This is a genomic window from Marinimicrobium sp. C2-29 (assembly GCF_038419845.1).
GTDB lineage: Bacteria > Pseudomonadota > Gammaproteobacteria > Pseudomonadales > Cellvibrionaceae > Marinimicrobium.
The window spans coordinates 39919-66012 of the sequence record NZ_JBCAQT010000010.1; the positions used below are offsets into that span (position 1 = coordinate 39919).

Sequence of the window (26094 nt, forward strand, 5' to 3'; positions counted from 1 at the left end):
ATTATGGTTCTGCGAAAAACGGCTTGAGACGCTCTGCCTCCCACATGGTGTCCTGGTAACCCAGTTCCATCAGCTCGGTAATGAAAGACTGATGAAACAGCAAATAACTCGCCGCCGTGGTACCGCCACCTTTGGCGGTGGCGCCGATCGCTCGCAGGAAAAACCGCAGACTTTTGGGCAGATAGCGCACCTTGCGCCCGGCAATATCATCCAGTGCCCGGGAGGGGGAGATCACCCGATTCTCCACCGGACGTAACGACATATCGGCCTGCGCCAACTGATCCTCGGGAATCATTCCGATCAACTCATTGATGCGCTCCAGGTGCTCCAGATCGCCCTCCAGGGCGTCGATAAAGGCGCTGTTGAAGAGCTGACCCACAATCTGGGCCATGGAGGGCGAGTGCCGAACCGGTCGCCGTTTCGAGGGCCGTTTCTGCTCCCGGTTGCTACTGACACCCACCACAAAAACCGCATCCGCGCCCAGGTGCAGCGCGGGACTGATGGGCGCCAATTGGCGTAACGCGCCATCGCCAAAATACTCTCGATTGATACGGACGGCCGGAAAAATCGTGGGAATGGCGGAAGAGGCCAGAAGATGCTCGAGCTTGAGCTTGGTGGGGACGCCTATGCGCCGGTACCGGTCCCACCCTTCCAGCTCCGGCGCACCCTGAAAAAAGCTGACCGACTCGCCAGAGCTGTAGCCCATGGCGCTGACCGACACCGCCGACAGTTTGCCACTGGCAATGGCCGGCTGCAGGTTCTCAAAGCGTATGGCCGTGCCCAGAAGATGCCACAGCGGACCGTTGTCGAGCATTGACAGGGGGCGGGCACGACCGACCCCCTCGTTGAACAGCGAGACACCGAGCAGACCCAGCCCCTTGGTCAGATCGCTCCAGCCGTGGCGGTAGATGTGCCCCGGCGTCAGACCCCGCCAGATGGTGGCCAGCGAAGTGACCGCTTCATTGAAATTGCCCGGATGACAGGCCAATGCCAGCGCATTGATTGCCCCGGCCGACGTACCACAAATGATGGGGAAAGGATTCTGTGTATCCTCCGGCAAAATCGTCGCCAAGGCCTGTAACACACCCACCTGGTAGGCGGCACGTGCGCCGCCACCCGACAGGATCAGGGCTCGTTTCATGGCACCTCTCTAAGGGGTTCAATCAATAGGGCTCAAATCAATAAATCAGGTCTCAGCGTATCAGGTCGACTTCTGTGCTTCCGGTTCCTCGTTGTCCCGAAGCTCGCGGCGAAGTACTTTCCCCACATTGGTTTTGGGCAACTCACTGCGGAACTCCACGCTGTGGGGTACCTTGTAAGCCGTGAGGTTTTTCCGGGCAAATTTGCGAATTTCCTCGACCGACAGCTCTCGGCTGGCTACAACGTAGGCCTTGACCTGCTCCCCCGTCTCTTCGTCGGGCACTCCCACAACGGCCGCCTCAACGATATCCGGGTGAGTGCAGAGCACATCTTCCACTTCATTGGGGAAGACTTTGAAGCCGGAGACATTGATCATGTCTTTTTTGCGATCGACAATTTTGATGTAACCATCGTCCGAGATTGACGCCATGTCACCGGTCTTGAACCACCCGTCCGCGTCCATTGCTTTGTCGGTTTCTTCCGGGCGATTCCAGTAGCCCTTCATCACCTGGGGCCCCCGGACACACAGCTCACCGGACTCGCCTCTGGGCAGCTCGTTGCCATCGTCGTCGATGACCTTGCACTCCGTATCCGGAAGCGGCACGCCCACCGTGCCCTGGCGGATGGCGCCGGGAGGACTGATGGAGACCACCGGTGAGGTCTCGGTCAGACCGTAGCCCTCATAGATCGGAACCCCCGTTATCTCCTTCCAGCGTTTGGCCGCCGCCGCGGTCAATGCCATACCACCTGAGGCGGTCAGGCGCAGGTGACTGAAATCCAGCTGTGCAAACGCGGGCTGGCGACAGAGCGCATTGAACAGGGTATTGAGTCCGACAAAACAGGTAAACGGCTGACCCTTCAGGGTTTTGATAAAGCCTTTGATATCGCGCGGATTGGGAATCAGCAGGTTGTGATTGCCCAATGCCATGGCCGAAGTGCAGTGCAGGGTAAAGGCATAGATATGGTACAGCGGCAGGGGCGCCACATAGAGTTCCTGATTGACCCGGAACTCGCCCTCCATGTGCTTGTTGACCTGCCACATGTTGGCCACCAGATTCCGGTTGGTGAGCATCGCCCCTTTGGCAACGCCAGTAGTTCCACCCGTGTACTGCAGGACCGCGAGATCTTCCGGGCCACGTTCGACTTTACGGAAGGGCTGCTCGGGCTTTTTGAGGGCTTCGAGGAAACCGATCTGATGGGGAAAGTGGAAGTCGGGCACCATTTTCTTGACGTATTTGACCACCGAGTTGAGCAGGACGCGTTTTAGCGGTGGATGCAGGTCCGCCAGTTCGGTCACGATGACCTGCTCGACTTTGGTCTGCTCAATCACCTCGGCCGCGCGATCGGCAATATTCGCCAACACCACCAGGGCGCGAGCACCCGAGTCCTGAAGCTGATGCTTGACCTCACGCCCGGTGTAAAGTGGATTGGTGTTGACCACCACCAGGCCCGCCCGCAAGGCCCCCAGGACTACCACCGGATACTGCAGGACGTTTGGCAACTGCACCGCGATCCGGTCACCCGGCTCGAGCCCGGTGCATTGCTGCAGGTAAGCGGCAAACTGGCCCGACAGCCGGTCGACATCGGCATAGGTCAGAGTGTGCCCCAGGCAGGTGAAGGCCTTGCTCCCCGAATACTGCTGGCAGGCCTGCTCCAGAACGTCCGCTACCGAGCGATCATAGTCATCAGTCATGGTCACCGTGCTCCTTTCAAGTTTCCCGCTTGCCGTGCCCTCGCGGCCACTACGTCGAGCCATGCGCATCTGGGCGACAATCTGGTTGTTATCTCTAGTGATTATCGGTGCCCAGAGAGTGACTTGCAACTTAAAAGCGGGAATTAGCGCCCCCGGCCCAGTCTGGCCGGGGGACGCCATTGGGCCGGGCGGCCCATCAGAGAAAGGTCAGTCAAACAGACGGTCGAGAAACCGCTGGGTTTTATGCCAGGAATCGGCATCCGCCTCGGCATCATACGCCAGGGGCAGCTCGAACTGCTCGCCCTTCCCGGTCGCGTCCGGATTGGTGAACGCGTGCTGGGCGCCCTCGTAACTGTGCACCTTGAAGTCAACATTGGCGGAGCGCATCTCCTGCTTGAAGCTATCCACCTGCGCTTTCGGAACCATGGGGTCGTCCTCGCCCGTGAAGACCAGCACTTCGGCTTCGATATCGCCCTCAGAGGCCGGCGTCTCGGCGGAGAGCATGCCGTGATAGCTCACCACGCCGTCGAGGTCCAGGCCCGCGCGCGCCATGTTCAGGACCACAGCGCCGCCAAAGCAATAACCGAGCGCCGCGATCTGATCGGTAGCCACGGTGGGCTGTTCACGCAACAGCTCCAGCGCGGATTCAAACCGGTCTTTGGCCGCTTCCTGATTGCTCATGACCGCCTGCATGAATTCGTTGGCTTTTTCCGGATGCTCGGCGTACTTGTCACTGCCGTACATATCGAGCGCAAAGGCGGTATAGCCCAGCTCCGCCAACATGTCGGCGCGCTTGCGAACGTAGTCACCGTGTCCCCACCACTCGTGGACCACGAGCACGCCAGGGCGCTCCCCCTGAAAGTCATCATCGTAGGCCAGGTAACCGGTAAAATTCTCGCCGTTGACCTGATAATCGATTTCTTCGGATTTCAGCTCGGCCTGGGCCAACAGAGGGGTGCCCAGGATAGCGGATGCCAACACCAGGGGTTGCCATAGCGAAAGGGTGCGTTTCATACTCAGTCTCCTTAAGTTGTCTGTAAACAGTCAGTCACTATACGAGCGTCGACCCGCGCTGTATCACTTCCGGACGGCGCGGCCAGTTCCGTATTGGCCTACAGATCCGCCAGGCGCCAGACGTCGTAAGCGGGCTCCTCATAGGGATGAGCCTCCCGCAAGGCCGCCAGCGCCTGTTTTATCAGATGATCGGCGCACACCAGCTCAACCCGGTATTCGGAGGCGCGCTCGACCTGCCCCTGTTGCCCCAGAAACGGCTGACTGCCCTCAAGCGGCCGGAACTGCCCCTGCCCCAGCGTCTGCCAGGCGCAACTGTCATAGTCGCCAATGCGGCCGGCTCCGGAGGCAAAAACGGCCGTTTTGACCGCTTCGACATGAGTTTCGGGGACAAAGAAAACAAGTTTATACACGTCTTTCCTCCCTTACGCTGATTGACGTCGGTTGACGCTATTTGGCCCGATACATGATGCCGGGATCACAGCGAACCATTTCGAATAGCTCCGAGGCACCGGCCAGCCCCTCGGACGAGCCCAGAAACAATATTCCCCCCGGCTTGAGGCTGCCGTGTATCTTCTGCAGAATTCGCCGTTTGAGATCCGTGTTGAAGTAAATCAGCACGTTGCGACAGAAAACGGCATCGAACTTCCCCAGACCCGCATAGGAGTCAAGCAGATTCCAGGCCTTGAATTCAATCCGGTCGCGAATGATGGGCTTGACCCGCCAGATGTTTTCAGCCGGATTATCGAAATAGCGGGCCTGCCGCTCCTGGGACAGCCCGCGTATCACCGAGAGTTTGTCGTACTCGCCTCGACGGGCCTGATTGAGCACGATGGATGACAGGTCAGTGGCGACAATCTGCACCGGGCGGGCCAGGGCACCCATACGCTGGCGCTTGAACTCCTCCACCATCATACTCAGGGAATAAGGTTCCTGCCCCGAGGAGCAGGCCGCCGACCAGATACGGATCGGCCCGGCCATTTTATTCGCGGACGCCATCCATTCCGGCATTAGCGTATTTTTGAAATGATCGAACGGGTAGATATCGCGAAACCAGAAGGTCTCGTTGGTGGTCATCACATCGATGACCTGTTCCTTCAGGCGACGATTGCGGTTGTGCTTGAGCTCCCGGACCAGATCGCTGAAGTTCGCCAGCTTGTACTCTTCCAGCAAGCGCCGGATGCGGTTGGACACCAGATACTGTTTGTTATCCCCCAACGCAATACCGCAGGCATCCTGCAGAAACTGCCGAAAGTGATCAAACTCCGCCTGATCGAAATTGTCGCGCTTTCCCGCCGCTTCAGTCATTAAAGGCTACCACTCAAAGTCTCGCGTTTCCCTCGGGCCTACTCACCTTCGGGGTCTATCAGCGCTTCACCCGTCATCGCTTTTACCCGGTCATTGACCTGGTGCGCCAACTCATCCGGGCTGAACTTGGCCAGAAAATTGTCGGCCCCCACCTTCTCGACCATGGCCCGGTTGAACACACCGCTGAGCGAAGTGTGCAGCAAAATATAGAGATCTTTCAATTGCGGATGGTTGCGGATCTCCGCCGTGAAGGTGTACCCATCCATCTCGGGCATTTCGATGTCGGAAATGATCATCACCAGCTCCTGCTGGGGATCCTTGCCCTCGGCCATCATATTGAGCAGATAATCCAGCGCTTCACGACCGTCTTTCTTCAGGGTCGTCTGCAGGCCGATGGACTGCATTACCCGCTGCACCTGCTTGCGCGCAACCACCGAATCATCCACGATCAGCACGTGCTTCTGCACCACGCGCTCACCGATTCCGTCTTCCAGCACGCCGTCGCTGATGCGCTCGTTGACCGGAGCGGCCTCGGCCAGAATTTTCTCCACATCCACGATCTCGACCAGCTGATTCTCCACCTCGGTCACTGCCGTCAGATAGTGTTTGTCCCCCGCCCCGCGGGGTGGCGGGTGAATATCGCTCCAGTTCATATTGACGATACGATCCACCCCGCTGACCAGAAACCCCTGCGCCGTGCGGTTGTACTCGGTAATAATGACAAAGCACTTGGCCACATCCTCCAGCGGCTGCTTGCCGATGGCCAGATTCATGTCCAGGATCGACAGGGTCCCCCCGCGAATATGCGCCACGCCCCGAACCACCCGGTTGCGCCCGGGAATGGCGCTCAGGGGCGGACAGGGCAACACCTCTTTCACTTTAAACACGTTGATGCCATACAGCTGCCTGCCTTTCAGGCGAAACAACAGCAGCTCCAGGCGATTTTCGCCCACCAGTTTGGTTCTCTGGTTTACATTGTCCAGCACACCGGCCATGCCAACTCCTCTTCTACCTCAATCGTATCAAACCCGGTCACCCGGACTGGTCGCCCCCTGCCTGGCAGGATTGCGGCACACTTTTTGCTCTAATCTACTATAAGACTCTATAGCGGCTGAATTCCGTCACTCTTTACCTCTGGAACGCCCTTGACCGGGCTCTAGCCAGAAGAATAGGACAAAACATGGGCCTGTGTCGCCTTCTCCACAAACTGAGTACCAACACCGGGCATCGGGCAGGCCTACTGGCCCTCGGACTGATCCTGATGTCGCCGGTCTGGGCTCAGCCGCCAGAAGCTCAGAGCGGGCACCAGGATATGGGCCAGCTGCGAGCGAGTGTAGGCGACTTTCTGCGCAAACACTACGATCAACCGGAAGTTTCCCGGCTTGAGGTCAAGGTCGGCCGACTGGATCAGCGCCTGCGTCTCAGCCGCTGTGAACAACCACTGTCAATGAGTGTCAAGGACCCGGACCTCGCCGGGGGCGGCCTCACCGTCCACACCCGCTGCCCCGGCCCTAACCCCTGGGCGCTGTACGTACCGGCCGATGTGGCCGTATTCCGGCCCGTGGCGATTGCCAGCCGCAGCCTGGGACGCGGTCACCGGGTCAGCGAAGGGGACATCGACATTGAATTGCGCGACACGGGTCGGTTGCGTCAAGGTTTTGTCGCCGGGCCAGACGAGTTGATCAACCTGGAGCTGCGCCGCCCCCTGAAACAGGGAGAGGCCTTCCGGATGGGAATACTGATCGAGCCGACCGTCGTCAACCGCGGTGATCAGGTCCGGCTGCGGGCCCGCACCGGCAGTGTCAGTGTCGACACCCAGGGCACAGCCTTGGGGTCGGGACGGGTGGGCGACCAGGTCCGCGTGCGCAATGACCGCTCCGAGCGCGTTGTCAGAGGCAAGGTGGTGGCCCCCGGAACCGTCGAGATTGTTCTATAACGCGAATCAGGTCACATTTGCCTCAAAGAAAGATTAAAGTTATAAAGATGCCGGCCGACAACCTGATCAGAAGCCCAATTAGCGGCTCTCTTTTGGCTCACCAGCTCAGGCTGGCATCATCGAATATGTTGGGGAACATACTATGGTTATTGACACAAACAACGGTTTCAAGCCCGGTGGCACCGGCAACAACAGCGCCCGGCCAGCGGGAGTGACACCCCGCGAAAACGCCGCCCAGAGCGACAAAAGTGCCGGCAGACCGGCTCAGACGCCGCAGGACAGCGTGGTTCTCAGTCAGCAGGCCCAGAGCATGAACCGCCTGGGAGAGGCCGTGGCCGAACTGCCGGAGGTGGACTCTGAGCGCGTCGCGAGCCTCAAGCAGGCGATTTCGGAAGGCCGTTTTGAAATAGACGCCGAGCGGATTGCGGAGAACATGCTCAACCAGGACGACCTACTGGGCTAGACCCGGCTGGATCCGACAATGACCCTCTTCCGGGTGGTACTCCCCAACACTGACCGCCCCAACTCCGCCCGGAATGAGCACGAACACAATCGATGATGACCCGAGGTGACCATGAACCCGTCTCCAGATCTGGTCAGCTCCATGCTGACAGAAGACTCCAACCATATTGATCAGCTACGCCAGTTACTGACCCGTGAACGCGAAGCGCTGGAAAAGCGCGAGCACACGTCTCTGGCTGACCTGATTGATGCCAAGAATCAGCACCTCGCGGCCCTGGGCGAGCACGCCCTGCAACGCCAGAACTGGCTCCGGGCCGCCAACCTGCCCTGCGATCATCAGGGTTGGCAGCGGTGGTTGAGCCAGAATCCCACCCTGAAAGCACAGATGCCGGCCTGGGAGACCCTTGCGGAACAGTTTCGCGCCTGCCGGGAGCAGAATGAAGTCAACGGCAAAATCATCAGTCGCGCCCAGCATACCCTGGGGCAACTGTTCAATCTGCTGCGCGGCCAGGACAACTCGGCGCCGGATCTGTACAACGCCAGAGGCCGCACCGGCTCGGGCGGAGGCTCACAAACGCTGGTCAAGGCCTGAGTCTGCGGTTGGGGACGCCGGCTCAATGGGCCCGAAACCGATTTTTGAGTTGTGCTGCGGCCCGCAGATCAGTAGGATTACCGCCTCCGAAACGTCCTCGTAGCTCAGTAGGATAGAGCGACGGCCTCCTAAGCCGTAGGTCGCAGGTTCGATTCCTGCCGAGGACGCCATTTAACCGCCACAGCTCCCCCCATGCCATGAACCTGCTGCTGCTCACCGAAACCGATCTGCTGTCACCCCAACGAGCGCAGATCAGCGACAAGCGGCGGCTGGAACACATCGTCAGAGTTCTTAAAGCGCGGGAGGGCGACACTCTGACAGTGGGTCTGTTGAATGGCGACTGGGGCGAAGGGCTGATCAGCACACTCAACGAGTCGGCCGTAGTACTGGAATTGGCGCTGAACCGGCCCGCTCCGGCGCCGCTGCCCTTGACCCTGCTCCTCGCCCTGCCCCGGCCCCAGCAAATCAAGCGCATTCTGCAGACGGTCGCCGCCACTGGCATCAAAGAGCTGCACCTGATGCAGACCCGGCGGGTCGAAAAGAGCTACTGGCAATCGCCCTCGGTCACCGGGGAGGAGATCCACCGGCAACTGGTCCTGGGACTGGAGCAGGGTCGTGACACGCTCATGCCCCGCGTGCACTTGCACAAGCGTTTCCGGCCCTTTGTGGAAGATGAGTTGCCCGGCCTGCTGGACGAGCGCCTGGCGCTGGTTGCTCACCCCTACACGAGCGCGCCCTGCCCCGCTCAAGTGACACAACCGACCGTACTGGCGGTTGGCCCCGAGGGCGGGTTCAATGACTTTGAAATCGAGCGCTTTGCCGAGGCGGGGTTCCAGGGAGTGCACCTGGGTGAGCGGATCCTGAAAACCGAAATTGCCATTCCCTTTCTGATCGGGCGGCTGTTCTGATCGGGCGGCTGCTCTGATCGGTCGACTGTTTTAAACCGGCAGTGACCATTACTCTTCGGCGAGTGAAAAACGCTTTTCCAGCAACTGATCAAATTCACCCAGGGGGATGCCCGGACTGAAATAAAACCCCTGGTAGTGGTGGCAGCCATACTTCTGCAGGATATCGAACTGCTCCTCCAACTCGACCCCCTCGGCGACCACTTCCAGGTCCAGCAGGCGCCCCATGGTAATGATGGTTTCCACCAGTACCCGGTCATTGCGATCATCGATGATGTCCCGAACAAAACTTTTGTCTATTTTCAGCACACTCACCGGCAACTGTTTGAGGTAGCTGATCGATGAGTAGCCGGTACCGAAGTCATCCAGCGAAAAGCTGATGCCCTCTTCAGCCAGGCGCCCCATGGTGACCACCGCTTCATCGACCTGCTGAATCACAATACCCTCAGTCACTTCCATTTCCAGCGAACGCTCTGGAATGGCGTAGCGATGCAGAATATCAATGACATCATCGGCAAACGCCGCGCGCCTGAACTGGCGTGGACTGATATTGACGCTCAAGCGCATGCCCTTTTTCCACCACCCTCGGCTTTTCCAGTGCACCAGCGTCTGGCAGGCGGTCTCCAGCACCCACTGCCCCACTTCCAGAATCAGCCCTGAAGTTTCCAGCACCGGGATGAAATCGGCGGGCGAGATGGTTCCCTTCTCCGGGTGCTCCCAGCGCAGCAGTGCTTCGGCCCCAATCACATCGCCGGTCACCATGTTGAGCTTGGGCTGATAGACCAGCCTGAACTGATCCTTCTCAAGGGCACGATGCAGATCGCCCTCCATCACCAACTGGCGGCTGACTTTATCGGCCATCTCCTCGTTGAAAAACTCGATGGCATCGCGACCCTTTTCCTTGACCTGATACATGGCGGTATCGGCATAGCGCAACAGCTCGTGCACGCTGTTATTGTTTTCCGGGTAAACGGCCACCCCCACACTGCAACTGATGCGCAGATCCAGGTTATCCGCATGGTAGGGCCGGGAAATCACGCTTCTGATCTTTTCGGCCACCTCACCGGCACGCAGAGCGGCGATCGACATGTCGCTATCGAGCACCGTCAATACCACAACGAACTCATCGCCACTGAGGCGCGCCACGAGATCTTCATCGCGCACGGTTTTCACCAGCCGCTGTGCCACTTCCTGCAGCACCTTGTCACCTACCGGGTGGCCCAGCGAATCATTGATGTTCTTGAACTGATCCAGATCGATGAACAACACCGCCCCGCAATACCGATGCCGCTCGGCCCGACGAATTTCCAGCTCCAGTCGTTCGACCAACTGAATCCGGTTGGGTAAGTTCGTCAGAGCATCGTGATGGGCCATGAACTCCATTTTGGCCTGGGCATTCTTACGCTCTGTTACATCGACAGACACCACCATCGCGACGGTTTCGTCGTAAAACTCCAGGGGCATCACGTGCGTCTGCAGATACAGCGTTTTTCCCGCGTGAGTCAAAAAGGTCTCTTCGTTGATCTCGATATCCGCCCCCTGGAAAATCACGCGCTGATCATTGCGCAACAGCAGGTCGATATCCTCGACAGCGTCCTTGAACAGTTCACGCACATTTTTGCCGCGAACGTCCTCCGGACGGCGGGCCAGCAGGTTGGCCAGGGCAACATTGGCAAACAGATACTCCCCCTCGGCATTGCGGGCTCCAACCATGACGGGCAGGCGATCAATAATCTGGCGCAGGTGCTCTTCGCTTTTGCGCAATGCCAGCTCCACAGCGCGACGTTTGGCCAGAGACAACTCCACCGCATTGAACAGCTGGTTACTGCTCTCCACCAACTGGGCCAATTCATCATGGCGCCCGGGCAAACGGGTCAGGCGCTGCGCTCCGGGCTCTTCCGGGTCGATACTTCGAATCTCCCGGGCCAGGCGCACCAGCGGTTTGGTCAGAATCAGATAAAAGGCGAGGAACAGCAACACCACCAAGAGGGCGTTGCGAATAAGGCCGGTTGCCAGATTCAACCAGGAGCGTCGGTAGAACTCGGACAGTGCCTGGTCCTTGTCCATGGCAAGCCACAGTTCGCCCGCCGTGTCCGAGCCGTAGCCGGGAATCGACAACTCCGCCCGATACTCCCGGGTCTCCGCTGTGAGAAGTCGGGTCAACCAGCGGGTGGAGGACTCGGTGCGCGGTTGTTGCCCCTGGGCGAGAACATTGCCCAGTTCGTCCTGGACTCTGACGGCATAGATGAAGTCGTAATTCAGAAGTCCCGTCACCACCTCGGTCGCCAGGTCATCGTCCAGGGTGTGTACGGCGCGGGCCGCCGGCGGCGTGGAGACTTCGATCACCCGTTCGAGCAACTGGGCCAGCTCTTCTTTATGCGCCTGAAAGTCCAGGTATAGCTGGATCGAGCTCATCAACAGCCCGAGCGCAAACGCCAGGACAATGCCGATTTTGGCCAGTCTGAAAGAAATACCCCGAAACAAGGACGGTAACTTATTCATTTATCGTTATGGTCCCATGCCAGAAAGCGCTGCGCGAGGCCCGACCCGGCAGTAGAAGCCGAGTTGCCGCTGCCGAGATCGGTGAACATGCCCGCGTGATTCTGCCACAGACTCTCCTTGTCGTCCATTTCAACATAATGGTCAGAGGGATACACTGTCGACCGGAAGCAGCTCGTGCCCCAGCGACTGGGCGACAGCCGGATGGGTGACCCGACCGGCATGGACATTCAACCCCCGGGCCAGACCCGGGTTGTGCGAGAGAGCCTCCAGCCCCGACTCGGCCAGTGCCTGAATGTAGGGGAGTGTCGCATGAGTCAATGCAAGGGTGGCGGTGCGTGCCGCCGCTGAGGGAATGTTTGCGACGCAGTAGTGGACCACGCCCTGTTCAACATAGGTCGGCTTTCCGTGTGTGGTGGCACGCGAGGTGGCGAAACACCCCCCCTGATCGATGGCCACATCCACCAGCACTGCGCCACTGGGCAGCTGCCCGACCTGCTCGGCCGACAGGAGCTTGGGGGCGGCCGCTCCGGCGACCAGTACAGCACCGATCAGCAGATCGGTATGCGGCAGAGCGCGCTCCAGAGACTCGCGTGTCGCATATTCGCAGCTGACCCGCCCGGTAAAGCGCTCATCCAGCTCGCGCAAGCGTGGCAGGGACTTGTCCAGCAGGGTCACTTTTGCCCCCAGGCCGACGGCCATCTGGGCGGCCTGGGCACCGACCACACCCCCACCGATTATGGTCACCTGGGCCGGTGGCACACCGGGCACACCGCCCAGAAGAATGCCCCGTCCGCCCTGGTGCAGCTCCAGGTGGTGCGCGCCCGCCTGGGTGGCCAGCCGCCCCGCCACTTCCGACATGGGTGCCAACAGGGGGAGGCCGCCGCGCTCATCGGTCACCGTTTCATACGCCAGACAGCTGGCGCCGGAGTCCATCAACGCCCGGGTCAATTCCGGTTCGGGTGCCAGGTGGAGAAACGTGAATAACAGATGCTCGGGAGTGAGCAACCCGTACTCGGACGCCTGGGGTTCCTTGACCTTGACGATCAACTGCGCCCTGGCAAACACCTCGGCCGCCCCGCCTAAAACCTCGGCGCCCGCCTCGCGGTAATCCTGATCGGTAAAACCGATGCCCTCGGCACACCCGGTCTCGACGAAGAGGCTGTGCCCCCGGTCGGTCAATTCGCGTACCCCGGCCGGTGTCAGACCAACCCGGTATTCATCGGCTTTGATTTCGCGGGGGACTCCAATACGCATAACCACTCCATCAAGACTCACGCCCATGAGTCTCAGTATAGGTGAACTCAGGACACCTGCAGGGCCGGAATAAATTGCTGTACCGTTTCTGCGGAAGGCTCTTTTAAGTCAGCGGAAGGCTCTTTTGAGGGTGATTCCTCCGACGTCGAGCCCGCGTCGCGTGCCTCCGGGTCGATATGCAGCCCGGCGAAATCAAACAGCCGGGTATCGGCCAGCTGCGAGGGCGCCACATTTTTGATCGCCGAGAAGATGGTTTCGGTGCGACCGGGGTACTGTTTTTCCCAGTCGGTCAGCATCTGCTTGATCACCTGCCGCTGCAGGTTGTCCTGGGAACCGCACAGGTTACAGGGAATGATCGGAAAAGCCTGGTATTCGGCGTACTCGGCCAGGTCGGCCTCTTTGCAGTAGGCCAGGGGACGAATCAGCACATTGCGCTGGTCGTCCGACAACAGCTTGGGCGGCATGGCCTTGAGCTTGCCCCCATAGAACATATTCAGAAACAGTGTCTCAATAATATCGTCCCGGTGGTGCCCCAACGCGATCTTGTTGGCACCGATGTCGTTGGCAAAACTGTAAAGCGTACCCCGGCGCAAGCGCGAACACAGACCACAGGTGGTTTTACCTTCGGGAATCACGTCTTTGACGATGCTGTAGGTATCGCGCTCGACGATATGATAGGGCACCCCCAGGCGGCTCAGGTAATCCGGCAAGACATGCTCGGGAAAACCCGGCTGTTTCTGGTCCATGTTCACGGCCACCAGCTCGAAGTCGATGGGCGCCGTTTTCTGCATGCTCAGCAGCATGTCGAGCATGCCATAGGAATCCTTCCCTCCCGACAGACACACCATTACCCGGTCGCCCTCCTCAATCATCTGATAATCGGCAATGGCGGTCCCGACCTGGCGACGCAGACGCTTTTGCAGTTTGTTGAATTCAAGACGCTCTTGGCGCGCAGCTGGCTGGCTCATATCACTCACAGACTCGAACTTGACCGGTTTCAAAGCCGCTATTGTACGGACTTTGACCGCGACAGGGAATTGCCGCCCGGGCGGCAGCGCTTTGCCGCCGGGGAGCTGGCCTGGAGCTCAGAATTTAACCCCGCCGCGCAGGCCACTAGGCCCCCGAGAGAATTTCAACACATGGCATATGCTTTGCAATGCTTTCGTTGACGAACCTTTCACGTAACCCGGGAAGATAAAGACCCATGGCGCTTCTGAATCAACTGTTCCATAAAATGACCGCCAAACCCGCCCCGGCACAATCGCCCGAGGCAACAGTGCCGCCTCCCGAGCCAGAGTCCGCCCGGCGCCTCCGGCCGCTGCTCGATGGCAAACGTCTGCTGAAAGTGCAGATTGACGGTCGGGAATATCAGAGTCTGTTGTTGGCGCTGGACTGCGCCCGCGGCCTGCTGTGGCTGGATGAGCTCTTCCCGCGCGCGCGCCCACTGGTGACCGGAGACGAACTGACCGTCAGCCACTACCAGAATCATCAACTGATTGAATTTACCGGCCCGGTGGTGGGGTCTGGTCGGGGTGGCTTCGCTCTGCCCCTGCCCGAGTCCGTTTACTGTGGCCCCCGACGGCGCTGGCCGCGGCTGGATGTATTTGGCTGGCACCCGATCAGCGCCCAGCTGGCGGTGCCCGGCCAGTCCCCCGCCAGCGCCGAGGTACACAACCTCTCCGCCGGCGGTGCGCGCTTGAGCCTGAGCGGCGACTGGCGCCCGCTTCTGAGAAAGGGGGAGGTTTTGCCCCTGTGTGCGTTTACCGTTGCCCCCGGTATCCGTGTTCGCTGTCGGGTCCGGGTGTGTGCCTTCAGCCTGAATCAGCGGCCCTGGCGCCAGACTCTGGTCAGTCTGGCCTTTGTCGACCTGGATCGGCAGAGCCGGGAAGACCTGGCCCGCTTTGTCGCCCATAGGGTGACGGCCCAACGCCATGCGCCCGCCGAGGCGGCCTAGTGGGCCCGGGGCAACGTCCGACGGGTCGTTTTTAACGGCTCAAGTTCTGCGATCCTTGCCGATAACGAGGGTGATTAGCAGGTCAACTTGAGATCTACGCAGGAAGCTTTGTATGCGCAACAACGGCCCCACGACTGGCAGAGACATCCCTGTCAAAACTGGCGAAGAGCTGGTCTCTTCTACCAATACGAGAGGCGTCATTCAGTTCTGCAATGACGTTTTTCAGGAAATATCCGGGTTCCCCCGCGACGAACTGATCAACCAACCGCACAACATCATCCGTCACCCGGACATGCCCGAAGCGGTTTTCGCCGGCATGTGGGACGCCCTGAAGCGCGGACGTCCCTGGACCGGCATCGTCAAGAATCGCTGTAAAAACGGCGATCACTACTGGGTGGATGCCTATGTGACGCCCCTGCGGGAAAACGGGGTGGTGCAGGGCTACGAGTCGGTTCGGGTCAAACCGGACAGTCAGCGGGTGGCCCGCGCCGAAGCCTGCTACCGGCGTTTGAAAGCGGGAAAACCCGCCGCCCCGGCCCTGCTGCGTTTCTGGCAAAAGATCCGCACTGGTGCCCAGGTATCGGCATTGAGCCTGATCATTCTGCTGATCGGCGGCGGCCTGGCCGGCCTACTGACCCCACCCCTGGCGATTGCGCTGCTGGCCGGCAGCGTGCTGATCGGTGCGGCTACGCATCTGCTGTTGCTACGCTATCTACAGTCCCCTCTGACCCAGGCGCGGGAAATACTGCACGATCCCCTGGCCGCCTATATCTATACGGGACGGGGCGATGTGCTGGGGGAAATCGAGTTTGCCCAGTTGGCACTCAAAGCCCGGCTGCGTACCGCCCTCGGGCGCTTCGGCGAGTCGGCCGGCGAGCTCCATCGCCATGCAGCCAGAGCACAGGAACAGGCATCGATCACCCAACGTGGCATGGTTGAGCAGAGGCGTGAGACCGAAAGCGTCGCCCACTCCATGCAGCAGATGGCAATCGCGGTGCAGGAGGTCGCCTCCGGGGCGAGCGATACCTCCGGTGCCACCCGCGATGCCATGACCGAAGTCACTCAGGGCAATCAGATCACTGAGACCGCCGGTCAGGCCATCGGCGAACTTTCCGGCACGGTATCCGACCTCGGCAGTGTCCTGACCCAGCTGACGGCCGACAGTGGGGAGATCGCCAAGGTCATCGACGTGATCCGCGGCATCGCCGAGCAGACCAACCTGCTCGCGTTGAACGCCGCCATTGAAGCGGCCCGAGCGGGCGATCAGGGGCGGGGGTTTGCGGTCGTTGCCGATGAAGTGCGCACCCTGGCACAACGCACACAGGACTCCACCGGCCTCATTCAGAATATCATTGGCAAACTGACCCAGGCCACCGGGCAGGCGGGTGAAGGCATGGATCGCTGCCGGAATCTGGCCGACCGCAGTGTGGAGGAAATGGGCAATGTGTCCCAGGCTCTGACTTCCATCAGTAAGGCCGTGCGGAACATTGATCAGATGTCGCATCAGATTGCCGCCGCCGCTGAAGAGCAGTCGGCCACGGCCATGGAAATCGAGCAGAACACTCAGCAGATCAGCGATATTTCCGGGCGAACTCAGGAAGAGGTCGCCAGCGCCGAAGCGCTGAACAAGGAGATGGAGAGGCTCTCCCTGAAACAGCGCGAGTTGATCCTGCGCTTCGGCTAGCGGGCTTTACGGAGGGCGGGACTATTGAGCGGCGTCCAGCCCCTCAAGCAATCCTGCCATATCGTCAGCGTGCTCTTCTTCCTGAGCGAGGATATCCTCGATGATGCGCCGAGAGGTGGGATCATTCTCGCCCAGATACCGGGCGATTTCACGGTAGCTGTCAATGGCAATGCGCTCGGCTACCAGATCTTCCACGACCATCTCGCGCAGGTTTTCACCCTCAACGAATTCGGCATGCGAGCGTGTCAGCAGACCCTCGGGTGAAAAATTGGGTTTGCCTCCAAGCTGCACAATCCGTTCGGCCAGCCAGTCAGCGTGCTGCTGCTCCTGATCGGCATGCTCGAGAAACTCGGCCGCCGCAACATTGGCGCTGATGCCTTCGGCGCGGAAATAATGACTCTTGTAACGCAGCACGCAGACAATTTCCGTGGCCAGGGCTTCGTTGAGAATATTGATGACGTTTTCCCGATTGGCTTTGTAGCCCTCCGTGACGGCGCCCTCTTCGATGTGTTGGCGGGCCCGTTCACGCAGGGTTTTGACATCCGTCAGAAATGGTTGGTCGGTCATAATCTTCTCCTTATGCAAAAGGTCAGGATATCACTTCGCCCGACCTGAATCACGGCCAACCCCGATCCAGCCGGGGTGGGGAGTGTTAATTACTGCAAAGATCGCGGCGACCACCCCCACCAACAAAAGGCTGTAATCGCTGGTCAGACCCAGCCAATAGGCCACCAGCCCCGCCTTGAATGACCACACCAGCGGCAGAACCCAGAGTAGCCAGTGTGCCCGGACACGCAGCAACAGAGCGAAAGTGACCACCACGGTGGGACCGGGTGCCGTGCCAAACCAGCGCGCCGCCGACAGTGCCGCAGGCCATTCCTGCCCTGCATTCAACTGGGCCACAAAATCCCACAGCGGCAACCCCAGCAACCCGATACAACACATTACCCCGGACAACCAGGCCGAGCCGGGGGCCCGAAAGGCGGCGCCAGATCGCAAGCCCCAGCCACCGGCCCACAGAAGCCCCAGCGTCTGTGCGAAGAACAGCCAGGCCTCGTAGCGGGCGAGAAAATCATAGTCGAGAAACGTCTTCACGAAAAACAATTGCCCGACGAGTGCCCAGGCGAGAGCGAGCACCCACAGCGCCCAGAATCGGGCCACGGGCCCCGGTGCCGCGCGGATCAACCACCAGAGTCCGGGAAGCAGCCCGAGGTAGAACAACACAATGAGCCAGCCATAGGAGGACTGGTAACTCTGAAAGACTGAAAACAGTATTTCTCGACTGTAAGGCAGCATTACAGGCTCTGAACGTACTGGGCCATGCGTTCACGCTGGCGGGCATCCGGTATCACACCGCGCATGGCCGCCATATTCTCACGCATGTGTTCCACCTGTGTGGTGGCGGGAATGGCGCAGGTGAGTGCGGGATGGGAGATGATGAATTTCAGGAAAAAGTCCGCCCAGGTTGTGCAACCCACCTCATCGGCCCAGTCGGGCAGTGGCTCGCTCTGGTAACGATGAAACAGCTGTTTCTGCCGATAGGGCCGGTTGGCGATGACCGCAACACCCCGATCCTGAGCCAGAGGTAGCAGCCGGTCTTCGGCTTCCCGGTCAACGATGTTATAGGTCAGTTGGACAAAATCCAGCGGCTCTTCTTTCAGGATTTCCTCCAACTCCCCGTGACGTCGCCCATGAGAGGTGGTCACCCCGATGTAGCGCACCTGCCCCGCTTCTTTCATATCGCGCAAGAGCGCCAGATGCTCGCGCCAGTTGACCAGATTGTGAACCTGAAGCAGATCAAACGCTTCCAGCCCCCACAGATCCAGGGAGTCGCGGATCTGCGGCCGACCTTCATCGCGGGTCCAGACCTTGGTGGCGGAAAACAGCGAAGACTCCTGCTCCGGCAATTGCTCCATAAAATAGCCCATCACCGCTTCGGCGGTCCCGTACATGGGCGAGGAATCCACCAACTGCCCACCGAGTTCAAAAAAGGTTTTCAGCACCTCCAGGCGAGCCTTGCGCAGGGTCTCATTTTCCCCGACATTGAAGGTGATCCAGGTGCCCATGCCGACACTGGGCACCGACTCTTCGCCACCGGGAATGGTTTTGGAGAGAAAACGATCGTCCTGCGCCAGTAGCGATGAAGCTCCGAGGCTCAGGCCGGAAAAGGCCCCCAGCCGAGCTATGGCCCCGCCGGCCACAAGATTGCGGCAGTGGGAGAGAAAGCGTCGACGTGCCCGGGATGATTCATTGACCATGGGGACCTCCAGTTGCGCTTTGTTACCTGCACTCGGTTGCATTCACTCGATCGTGACGGGCTGCCTCAGGGTCACGAACTCCTCGGCCAGCGTGGGGTGAATCCCGATGGTCCGGTCAAAGTCGGCTTTGGTGGCACCGGCGGTGAGCGCTACGCCCAGCCCCTGCATGATCTCCGCCGCCTCCGGGCCCACCATATGGCAACCTACCACCCGATCGGTTGCCCGATCCACAAGCAGTTTGACCAGAGCCCGCTCGTCCAGATCCGTCAGCGAATACTGCATGGGTCTGAAGGCGCTCCGATACACATCAATCTCGGTATATTCTTCCCGCGCCTCCCGCTCCGTCAAACCGACCGTCGCCATCGGCGGCTGACTGAAGACGGCTGTGGGAATATCCCGGTAGCTGATCGGCCGGTCATCACCGGAAAACAGATTGCGCGCCATAGCCATGCCCTGGGCCAGGGCCACCGGCGTCAGCTCCATCGGACCGGTCACATCACCCAGCGCGTAGATCGAGGGCTCGGCGGTCTGAAAATGCCCGTTCACCGACAGGTGGCCGTCATCGGCGATGTCCACCGCGGTGTTCTCCAGCCCCAGCCCCTCGGTTTTGGGCTTGCGACCGGTGGCGTACATCACCAGATCGGTATTCCAGGGCGCGCCCTCCTTGGGCGTCACCCGATAGTCACCCGCCCCGGTCTGTTCCACCGCACTGATGTCGGTGTTGAAGTGCAGATGAACGCCTTTTTTGGGCATCTCACTGGCCAGATGATCCCGCAGATCCTGATCGAAACCCCGCAGAAACAGATCCCCCCGATAACACAGATGGGTTTCAACGCCCAACCCATTGAAGATACCGGCAAACTCCACGGCAATGTAGCCGCCCCCGACGATCACCATCCGCTGGGGCAACTCGTCCAGATAAAAAGCCTCATTGGAAGTGATCACATGCTCGCGCCCGGGAATATCCGGCACCCAGGGCCAGCCACCGACCGCAATCAGAATCCGCTCGGCACTGATTTCACGCTCCCCGACACTCACCCGATGCGGCCCGAGCAGACGTGCGCTGCCATCGATGATCTCCACCCCGGCCTTGTTCAACATCCGCTCGTAAATACCGTTGAGCCGCTCGATTTCGCGATCCTTGTTCCGACGAAGCTCGCTCCAGTCGAATTTGATCGAGCCGGCGTGCCAGCCGTGACCCAGAGCGGCGTGGAAAGCCTCGCGGTAGTGGGAGGCGTAGACAAAAAGTTTCTTGGGCACACAGCCGACATTGACGCAGGTGCCGCCCAGGTAGCGCTCTTCCACCACCGCGACCTTCGCCCCGAGTTGCGCGGCAATACGGCTGGCCCGCACCCCACCGGAGCCGGCGCCGATGACCAGAAGGTCGTAGTCGTAATCAGCCATTGTTGTGTCTGCTCCCAGTGTTGTTTGTTGCGTTAGATGTAGTTGTGCGGCATCCGTGTAGTTTTCTTGCCTTGTTCAAGTCGGATGCGCCTTAGGCTTATCCGACCTACAAGGTCGCACAGTGGTTTCTACAAAGTGCAGAGGACCGCTTCGGGGTGGACGTTATGCCACCACTCGAGTCACTCCTGCCAACTGGTTGATTCCTCCTCTGAGAAAGCCTCCTCCAGCGATACCTGCAACTGTTCTCTGACCCAGCTTACCAGAGCATCCTGGTGTTTTGGCTGCCACCGGTCCTGCTGCAACAGCTTGGCCCAACTGAGCAACTGCACCTGCTGATTGCGCCGCCACTGAGCCGCCTCCGCCCGCAGCGCAATCGCACTGCGCTCGGCATGAGGCTTGAGCCATAACTGCCGGGTGAAGGTCAACGCCCGGGCCATGACCACCAGCGGAAAATTGGGGTGCTTCACCGGCCCCAACACTTGTTGCTCGTACGCCAAGGGTAACCACCCCAGACGCCTGCCCGGCAACTGGCGGGACGCCAGCCAGCCCCCCACCGAACCCAGCACCCCACCCCCGAGCGCACCCGCAAACAGCGAACTGCCCCCCAGGCCCAGATCCACCATCAGACCCGTGGCGGCGCCGGCACTGCCGCTGACCACCAACAGATCCCGCTGCTTCAGGCCCCATAGATACCAGGTTTGAGTATTCATCAGACTGTCCGTGTCCAGCTCCCACTGGGCATCGCGCTGCAGCTCGCTGGCGGTGTGCCCCCATTCCTCTCGCAGGCGCTGGAAATAATCCGACTCCCGCGCATCCAGAGCCGCCTGTAGGCGCTCCTGGGCGCGCTGACGACCAATAGCCCCAGGGACCCTGACCGACTCAGACTGAAGCAGCTGCTCGCACCAGTAGGCCGCCAGCGCCTCGCTGACGCTGTCCAGGCGTGCCCGGTCGCGCCGCTCCAGCCCCTCGATCAACTCGCGGACCGGCGCACTCCAGCCCGGCTCCAGCTCACCCAACGCCCGCAACAGCGCCCGCCGGGCGGGCATGGTCGCCGTCAGCGGGTTGAATACCCGCACCCACTGAAAAAACTGCCCCAGCGTACGCTGCCAGGATTCGCGTTGGCCCTGGTCGTCCATGGGGTTGATCAGCGCCAGGCGGGGCTGACCGGTCCAGCGCAGAATCTCCATTTCCGCCTCGTCCAGCGGCGAGGGAGGCTGGGCGCCATCGACAACGTACAGGATGCCCGCCCCATCCATGATCGGGGCGAGCAGCGCGAGTTCGTCGGGAAAGCGCTCCCTGTGACCCGGCTGGTCGAGAAAGGCCCGGACCCGGGCGGGCCGGTCGCCGGGGCTGACCTCTTCGGCCTCCAGCCAGGCCAGCACCTGACGCGCCCGCTGAAAGCCCGGCGTATCGACCAGGGTCAGCAGAACGCGACCGTTCAGGGCGAATTCAAAGGCATCCGCATGCCGGGTGGTGCCGGACTCGGGACTGATACGGACGCTGTCGTTTTCCGTCAGGGTGGAGACAATGGAGGATTTGCCCCGATTGGGGTGGCCCACGACGCAGAGCTTGGGGGCAACGGCGGCTCGGGTCATGGCGTCACCCAGGTGAGCTGGTGCTGTTGAGCGAAGCGGCGCCAGCTGGCCAGATGACGCTCGGTTTGAGTCTGGCGGTCGGTCAGGGCGAGAAGGCCCTGCTCCACCACATCATTCTGGCGGGCCCGCTCGATCAGGTCGGCCATCTCCCCGACCGGCGAGCGATTGGCACTCACACGCCAGAGCAGACGCTCGGGAGCAGCGACCAGAAGCTCGTCCAGCGCCCGTTTATCGTCCTCCCAGGAGGCGCGGCCGAATTGGGGACCACTGACGTGAGATTCAAGCTCCCAGTCGGCGGTCACGGCCGCCTCCCAGGCGTGCAGAGGCGTTTCTTTCAGCGGCGTTTCAGTGCCCGCCCGGACCGGTGTCATCGGCGGCGCGGTCACACTGGGTGCCCGTGCGGCCCGGGCCAGGCGCCACCAGCGCCCGTAGCTCAAGCCGGCCAGCAGCGCCCGGGGCAGCAGGTTGTAGCACAGGAGGCTCGCCATCAAGAATGGCCACCAGTCGCCCGCACGCTCTGTCGCCGTCGCCTCGGGGTCAATGCGCCGGTAGCGGGTGGCTTCCATCAGGCCGCTGTCGGGAACGGCTGCGGGCCAGAGGTTCTCCCAGGGACGGGCGCTGGTCTCGAGGATCGATAGCAGCGTGTGCTCACCGCTCAGCAGGGTCGAGCTCCAGCCAAAGGCCAGATCGGTGAACAGCAGCAACACCAGAAAGCCCAGCAGAATCCCGGCGCCGAGCCAGAGCCAGAAGGCCTGGAGCAGCCAGAGCATGTGCCAGCGCTGTGTGCGGTTGGGGTACCAGTGCAGTCGCTGGTGGCGCCAGCGAAACAGCCAGGGGCGGTCACGGCCCCACAACAGGAAGGCCACCGAAACCAGCGAGCCCAGCAGCGGCAGGCCGGCCCAGAGCAACCAGAGCCAGAGCACGTTGAGCCGCCCGCCCGGCGCGTAGCCAAGAGACCCGGCCGCCACCAGCACACCGACCAGCAATGCCAGAGGCCAGACATAAAACGGCAGTTGCACTCGCGCGCTGGGGGCTCCGGCAGGGGTATCAGTCATTAAGGTCCGTCATCATCCCGAGTCAATGGTTGAGCGTCAGGGGGCCGCGTGGCCCACGAGCTCGGCAAGGGACGATTTAACCATATTCGGGCATCAGACTTCGATATCAATCTTGCGCCGCTGGCGACGATCCTCTGAACGCATCTCTACCAGAGGTTTGCGACGGTGTCTGCGCCGGTCGGCCCGGCGGCGTTCGCGAATGGGGGCCACCGGCGTGGTGTCGAACACCTGCTCGCTCACCGGCAGGGTCTGATCATGGGCGCGGGTGGTATTGATTTTGGTGCGCGCGCTGGGCGGTAGAGTACTGGTAGGACCTATGTACGTCATATCGACCTCCAAATAGAGCCGCCGCAACGCGACGTTATTACTCTCTATATCGGAGTTTGACCGGAAAACTTGACGTTTTATCCCCTTTTTGTGGATCAGGTCTCGTTATCGTCAATTTTTTGGGCATTTGGGCGGTCGGGCGAGAACCAGGCCAGTTGACGGTGCAACCGCACCACCTCCCCCACGATCAGCAGGGTCGGCCCGTGTACATCATTGGCGGCGACCAGCTCGGCCATGGTCTCGAGCGTCCCAACCAGTACCCGTTGATCCTGGGTGGTGCCCTTCTCGACCAGAGCAACCGGGGTTTCCGGGTTGCGGCCGTTCTGGATCAGGGTCTGGCAAATACCCTCCAGACCGACCAGGCTCATGTAAAACACGAGCGTCTGTCCCGGAAGCGCCAGCTCCGGCCAGACCAGGTTGATGTCATCCGACTTCAGGTGCCCGGTAACGAAGCGCACGGACTGGGCGTGATCCCGGTGGGTCAGCGGGATGCCCGCATAGGCCGCGCAGCCGGAGGCGGCGGTGATGCCCGGCACCACCTGAAAGGGAATTCCCTTGGATGCCAGAAGCTCGATTTCCTCGCCTCCGCGACCGAAAATGAACGGGTCGCCCCCTTTGAGCCGCAACACCCGCTTGCCCTCCCGGGCCAGCTTGAGCAGCAGCTCATTGATGTTCTCCTGGGGCATACTGTGGTCACTGCGCCGCTTGCCCACATAAATGCGATCCGCGTCCCGGCGCACCAGATCCATCACCTGAGGCGAGACCAGCCGGTCATAGAGCACCACATCCGCCTGCTGCATCAGACGCAGGGCTCGCAGAGTGAGTAGTTCGGGGTCGCCGGGGCCGCCGCCCACCAGATAGACTTCGCCCTCTTTGTCGACGTACTGCGGATTGGCCAGATCTTTCTCGATCGCCTTTTCCGCTTTGTCTTCCTGGCCGGTAAAAACCAGTTCGGCAATCGGCCCCTGCAGTACCTTCTCCCAGAACCGGCGCCGATACTCCTCGGGAAACGCCTGCTTGACCCGCTCGCGCCAGCGACTGGCCAGCTGCGCCAGCCGGCCGTAAGTGGCGGGCACCAGAGTCTCGAGCTTGGCGCGCACCATGCGCGCCAACACCGGTGCCTCACCGCCACTGGAAATGGCAATCACCAGAGGCGAGCGGTCGACAATGGCGGGGGTGATAAAGCTACAGAGCGCGGGGCTGTCCACCACATTGGTGGGCAGATAGCGGGCCTGGGCTTCATGGGAGATACGCTGATTCAACTCGTTATCGTCGGTGGCGGAGCAGACCAGCACCACCTCGTCGAGGTCTTCGCTCTGGTATTCGCGCCAGTGCAGTTCGCCGTCTCCGTCCCGGGCCAGCTGTTGCAGCTCATCGGATATCTCCGGGGCCACAATACACAACCGGGCCCCCGCCCGGGCCAACAGCCGACCCTTGCGGGTGGCGATATCGCCGCCGCCCACCAGCAGACAGCGGCGCTGTTTCAGATCGAGAAAGACGGGAAAGTAATCCATAACAGGCGACCCTACCCCGGACGGTTAATTAAAACCGAGAAATTTGGTTCCGCCCATATACGGCTGCAGCACCTCGGGAATGGTGATGCTGCCATCTTCCTGTTGATAGTTTTCCAGCACCGCCAGGAGCGTGCGACCGATCGCCAGACCGGAACCATTGAGCGTGTGCAACAGCTCGGGCTTGCCGGTCTCGGGATTGCGGTAGCGCGCCTTCATCCGCCGGGCCTGAAAATCGCGAAAGTTACTGCAGGAAGAGATCTCGCGATACCGTTCCTGGGACGGCACCCAGACTTCGATGTCGTAGGTTTTGGCGGCGGAAAAACCCAGATCGCCGCCACACAGAATCACGGTGCGGTACGGCAGACCCAGCTTCTGCAGAATGGCTTCGGCGTGACCGGTCAATGCTTCCAAAGTCTCTTCAGACTCTTCCGGGCGCACAAACTGCACCAGTTCCACTTTTTCAAACTGATGCTGACGAATCAGACCACGGGTGTCCTTGCCGTGAGCGCCCGCCTCACTGCGGAAACAGGGCGTGTGGCTGACAAAGCGCATGGGCAACTGCTCCGCGCCGTCCAGCAGGACATTGCGTAGAATATTGGTCACCGGCACTTCGGCCGTGGGAATCAGATAAAAACAGCGCTCATCGCTGAGCTTGAACAGATCCTCTTCAAATTTGGGCAACTGACCCGTGCCGGTGAGCGAGTCCGCGTTGACGATAAAGGGAACATTCACCTCCTCGTAACCGTGCTCCTCAATATGCGTGTTCAACATGAACTGCGCCAGAGCCCGATGCAGGCGGGCAATCCCCGAACGCATCAACGCGAAGCGCGCACCGGTCAATTTGCTCGCCGTATCAAAATCCAGCCCACCCAGACGCGCGCCCAGATCCACATGATCGGCAATGGGAAAATCAAACTCACGCGGCGTCCCCCAGCGGCGGACCTCGACGTTGTCATCCTCGGTCGCCCCTTCGGGCACCTCGTCCGCCGGGATATTGGGAATGCCACTGAGAATATCGTCCAGCTCCGCCTGAATCTCATCCAGCTGCGCCTCCGCTTCACCCAGCTGCTGCTTCAATTGACCGACCTCGGCCAACAACGGCTCCACATCCTCGCCCCGGCCCTTGGCCTGACCGATGGATTTGGCACTGGCATTGCGCTCCTTCTGCAGATTCTCGGTCTTCACCTGCACCTCGCGCCGCCGCTCTTCCAGCGACGTCAGACGCGCAACATCCAGCTCATAACCGCGCACTTTCAGCGCCTTGGCCACTGTCTCGGGATTGGTACGAACAAGTTTTGGATCCAGCATAAAAAGTCTTATTGATTTCCGAATGAATTGATTGAAAAAGGACTCAATGCCCCTCTATTCCAGTTATTCCTAAATTCCTAATTTCTCAAATCTACCAGTATGGCACCGGGCCTGAAGGGGTATCCCTGTCAGGAACTGTAGGAGGCAGGACGCCGACTCCAAGCGTACACGGACGTATTAACAGCGTGTTCC

24 protein-coding genes and 1 tRNA gene are annotated in these 26094 nt (G+C 60.5%); 7 read left to right on the plus strand and 18 right to left on the minus strand.

Annotated features, from left to right (window positions below):
* Position 1: 1 nt before the first annotated feature.
* The 6 genes from AAE484_RS11005 to AAE484_RS11030 form a co-directional block, all read right to left on the minus strand.
* Positions 2-1141, minus strand: a complete 1140-nt coding sequence (locus tag AAE484_RS11005) for a patatin-like phospholipase family protein (RefSeq protein WP_341938440.1) — start codon at positions 1139-1141, stop codon at positions 2-4.
* Positions 1142-1201: 60 nt separating this feature from the next.
* Complete coding sequence (locus AAE484_RS11010; RefSeq protein WP_341938441.1) at positions 1202-2833, minus strand: AMP-binding protein; 1632 nt, start codon at positions 2831-2833, stop codon at positions 1202-1204.
* 207 nt (positions 2834-3040) lie between these two features.
* A complete protein-coding gene (locus AAE484_RS11015; protein ID WP_341938442.1) occupies positions 3041-3847 on the minus strand; it encodes a dienelactone hydrolase family protein in 807 nt (268 codons plus the stop codon).
* A gap of 98 nt (positions 3848-3945) precedes the next feature.
* The gene (locus AAE484_RS11020) at positions 3946-4257 is read right to left on the minus strand and encodes a YqfO family protein (RefSeq protein WP_341938443.1); all 312 of its coding nucleotides are present in this window, start codon (positions 4255-4257) and stop codon (positions 3946-3948) included.
* A 37-nt stretch (positions 4258-4294) separates the two neighbouring features.
* On the minus strand, positions 4295-5152 hold the full coding sequence (locus AAE484_RS11025; RefSeq protein WP_341938444.1) for a CheR family methyltransferase: 858 nt from the start codon (positions 5150-5152) through the stop codon (positions 4295-4297).
* Between the two features lie 38 nt (positions 5153-5190).
* On the minus strand, positions 5191-6147 hold the full coding sequence (locus AAE484_RS11030) for a chemotaxis protein CheV (protein ID WP_341938445.1): 957 nt from the start codon (positions 6145-6147) through the stop codon (positions 5191-5193).
* Between the two features lie 185 nt (positions 6148-6332).
* On the opposite strand from AAE484_RS11030, the gene flgA reads away from it, so the two are divergent.
* From flgA to AAE484_RS11055, 5 genes are all read left to right on the plus strand, one after another.
* A complete protein-coding gene (flgA, locus tag AAE484_RS11035) occupies positions 6333-7088 on the plus strand; it encodes a flagellar basal body P-ring formation chaperone FlgA (protein ID WP_341938446.1) in 756 nt (251 codons plus the stop codon).
* Between the two features lie 142 nt (positions 7089-7230).
* Positions 7231-7551, plus strand: a complete 321-nt coding sequence (flgM, locus tag AAE484_RS11040) for a flagellar biosynthesis anti-sigma factor FlgM (protein ID WP_341938447.1) — start codon at positions 7231-7233, stop codon at positions 7549-7551.
* A gap of 111 nt (positions 7552-7662) precedes the next feature.
* Complete coding sequence (locus AAE484_RS11045) at positions 7663-8142, plus strand: flagella synthesis protein FlgN (RefSeq protein ID WP_341938448.1); 480 nt, start codon at positions 7663-7665, stop codon at positions 8140-8142.
* A 93-nt stretch (positions 8143-8235) separates the two neighbouring features.
* Positions 8236-8312, plus strand: a tRNA-Arg gene (locus tag AAE484_RS11050).
* Between the two features lie 27 nt (positions 8313-8339).
* Positions 8340-9050, plus strand: coding sequence for a 16S rRNA (uracil(1498)-N(3))-methyltransferase (locus AAE484_RS11055; protein ID WP_341938449.1), 711 nt, complete (start codon positions 8340-8342; stop codon positions 9048-9050).
* Positions 9051-9098: 48 nt separating this feature from the next.
* Here the strand turns inward: AAE484_RS11055 and AAE484_RS11060 are convergent, their stop codons facing one another.
* The 3 genes from AAE484_RS11060 to ttcA form a co-directional block, all read right to left on the minus strand.
* Positions 9099-11549, minus strand: a complete 2451-nt coding sequence (locus tag AAE484_RS11060; protein ID WP_341938450.1) for a putative bifunctional diguanylate cyclase/phosphodiesterase — start codon at positions 11547-11549, stop codon at positions 9099-9101.
* 141 nt (positions 11550-11690) lie between these two features.
* On the minus strand, positions 11691-12803 hold the full coding sequence (ald, locus tag AAE484_RS11065) for an alanine dehydrogenase (protein WP_341938451.1): 1113 nt from the start codon (positions 12801-12803) through the stop codon (positions 11691-11693).
* 47 nt (positions 12804-12850) lie between these two features.
* The gene (gene ttcA, locus AAE484_RS11070; RefSeq protein WP_341938452.1) at positions 12851-13771 is read right to left on the minus strand and encodes a tRNA 2-thiocytidine(32) synthetase TtcA; all 921 of its coding nucleotides are present in this window, start codon (positions 13769-13771) and stop codon (positions 12851-12853) included.
* Between the two features lie 236 nt (positions 13772-14007).
* On the opposite strand from ttcA, the gene AAE484_RS11075 reads away from it, so the two are divergent.
* The gene (locus tag AAE484_RS11075) at positions 14008-14757 is read left to right on the plus strand and encodes a flagellar brake protein (protein ID WP_341938453.1); all 750 of its coding nucleotides are present in this window, start codon (positions 14008-14010) and stop codon (positions 14755-14757) included.
* A gap of 112 nt (positions 14758-14869) precedes the next feature.
* Positions 14870-16441, plus strand: a complete 1572-nt coding sequence (locus tag AAE484_RS11080; protein ID WP_341938454.1) for a methyl-accepting chemotaxis protein — start codon at positions 14870-14872, stop codon at positions 16439-16441.
* Between the two features lie 21 nt (positions 16442-16462).
* Here the strand turns inward: AAE484_RS11080 and AAE484_RS11085 are convergent, their stop codons facing one another.
* The 9 genes from AAE484_RS11085 to serS all read right to left on the minus strand — a co-directional run bounded on the left by AAE484_RS11085 (position 16463) and on the right by serS (position 25902).
* Complete coding sequence (locus tag AAE484_RS11085; protein WP_341938455.1) at positions 16463-17008, minus strand: ferritin-like domain-containing protein; 546 nt, start codon at positions 17006-17008, stop codon at positions 16463-16465.
* A gap of 30 nt (positions 17009-17038) precedes the next feature.
* On the minus strand, positions 17039-17737 hold the full coding sequence (locus tag AAE484_RS11090) for a DUF6064 family protein (RefSeq protein ID WP_341938456.1): 699 nt from the start codon (positions 17735-17737) through the stop codon (positions 17039-17041).
* The gene (locus AAE484_RS11095) at positions 17737-18699 is read right to left on the minus strand and encodes an aldo/keto reductase (RefSeq protein WP_341938457.1); all 963 of its coding nucleotides are present in this window, start codon (positions 18697-18699) and stop codon (positions 17737-17739) included. Before AAE484_RS11095 ends, AAE484_RS11090 begins: the two co-directional genes overlap by 1 nt.
* Positions 18700-18741: 42 nt before the next feature.
* Positions 18742-20103, minus strand: coding sequence for a glutathione-disulfide reductase (gene gorA / locus AAE484_RS11100; RefSeq protein ID WP_341938458.1), 1362 nt, complete (start codon positions 20101-20103; stop codon positions 18742-18744).
* 179 nt (positions 20104-20282) lie between these two features.
* Positions 20283-21698 carry a DUF3482 domain-containing protein gene (locus tag AAE484_RS11105; protein ID WP_341938459.1) on the minus strand — a complete coding sequence of 472 codons (1416 nt, stop codon included), beginning with the start codon at positions 21696-21698 and terminating at the stop codon, positions 20283-20285.
* Complete coding sequence (locus AAE484_RS11110; RefSeq protein ID WP_341938460.1) at positions 21695-22753, minus strand: DUF2868 domain-containing protein; 1059 nt, start codon at positions 22751-22753, stop codon at positions 21695-21697. Before AAE484_RS11110 ends, AAE484_RS11105 begins: the two co-directional genes overlap by 4 nt.
* 93 nt (positions 22754-22846) lie before the next feature.
* Positions 22847-23080, minus strand: a complete 234-nt coding sequence (locus AAE484_RS11115; protein WP_341938461.1) for a hypothetical protein — start codon at positions 23078-23080, stop codon at positions 22847-22849.
* Between the two features lie 95 nt (positions 23081-23175).
* Positions 23176-24594, minus strand: coding sequence for a siroheme synthase CysG (gene cysG, locus AAE484_RS11120; protein ID WP_341938462.1), 1419 nt, complete (start codon positions 24592-24594; stop codon positions 23176-23178).
* Positions 24595-24618: 24 nt separating this feature from the next.
* Complete coding sequence (gene serS / locus AAE484_RS11125) at positions 24619-25902, minus strand: serine--tRNA ligase (RefSeq protein WP_341938463.1); 1284 nt, start codon at positions 25900-25902, stop codon at positions 24619-24621.
* Positions 25903-26094: the final 192 nt, after the last annotated feature.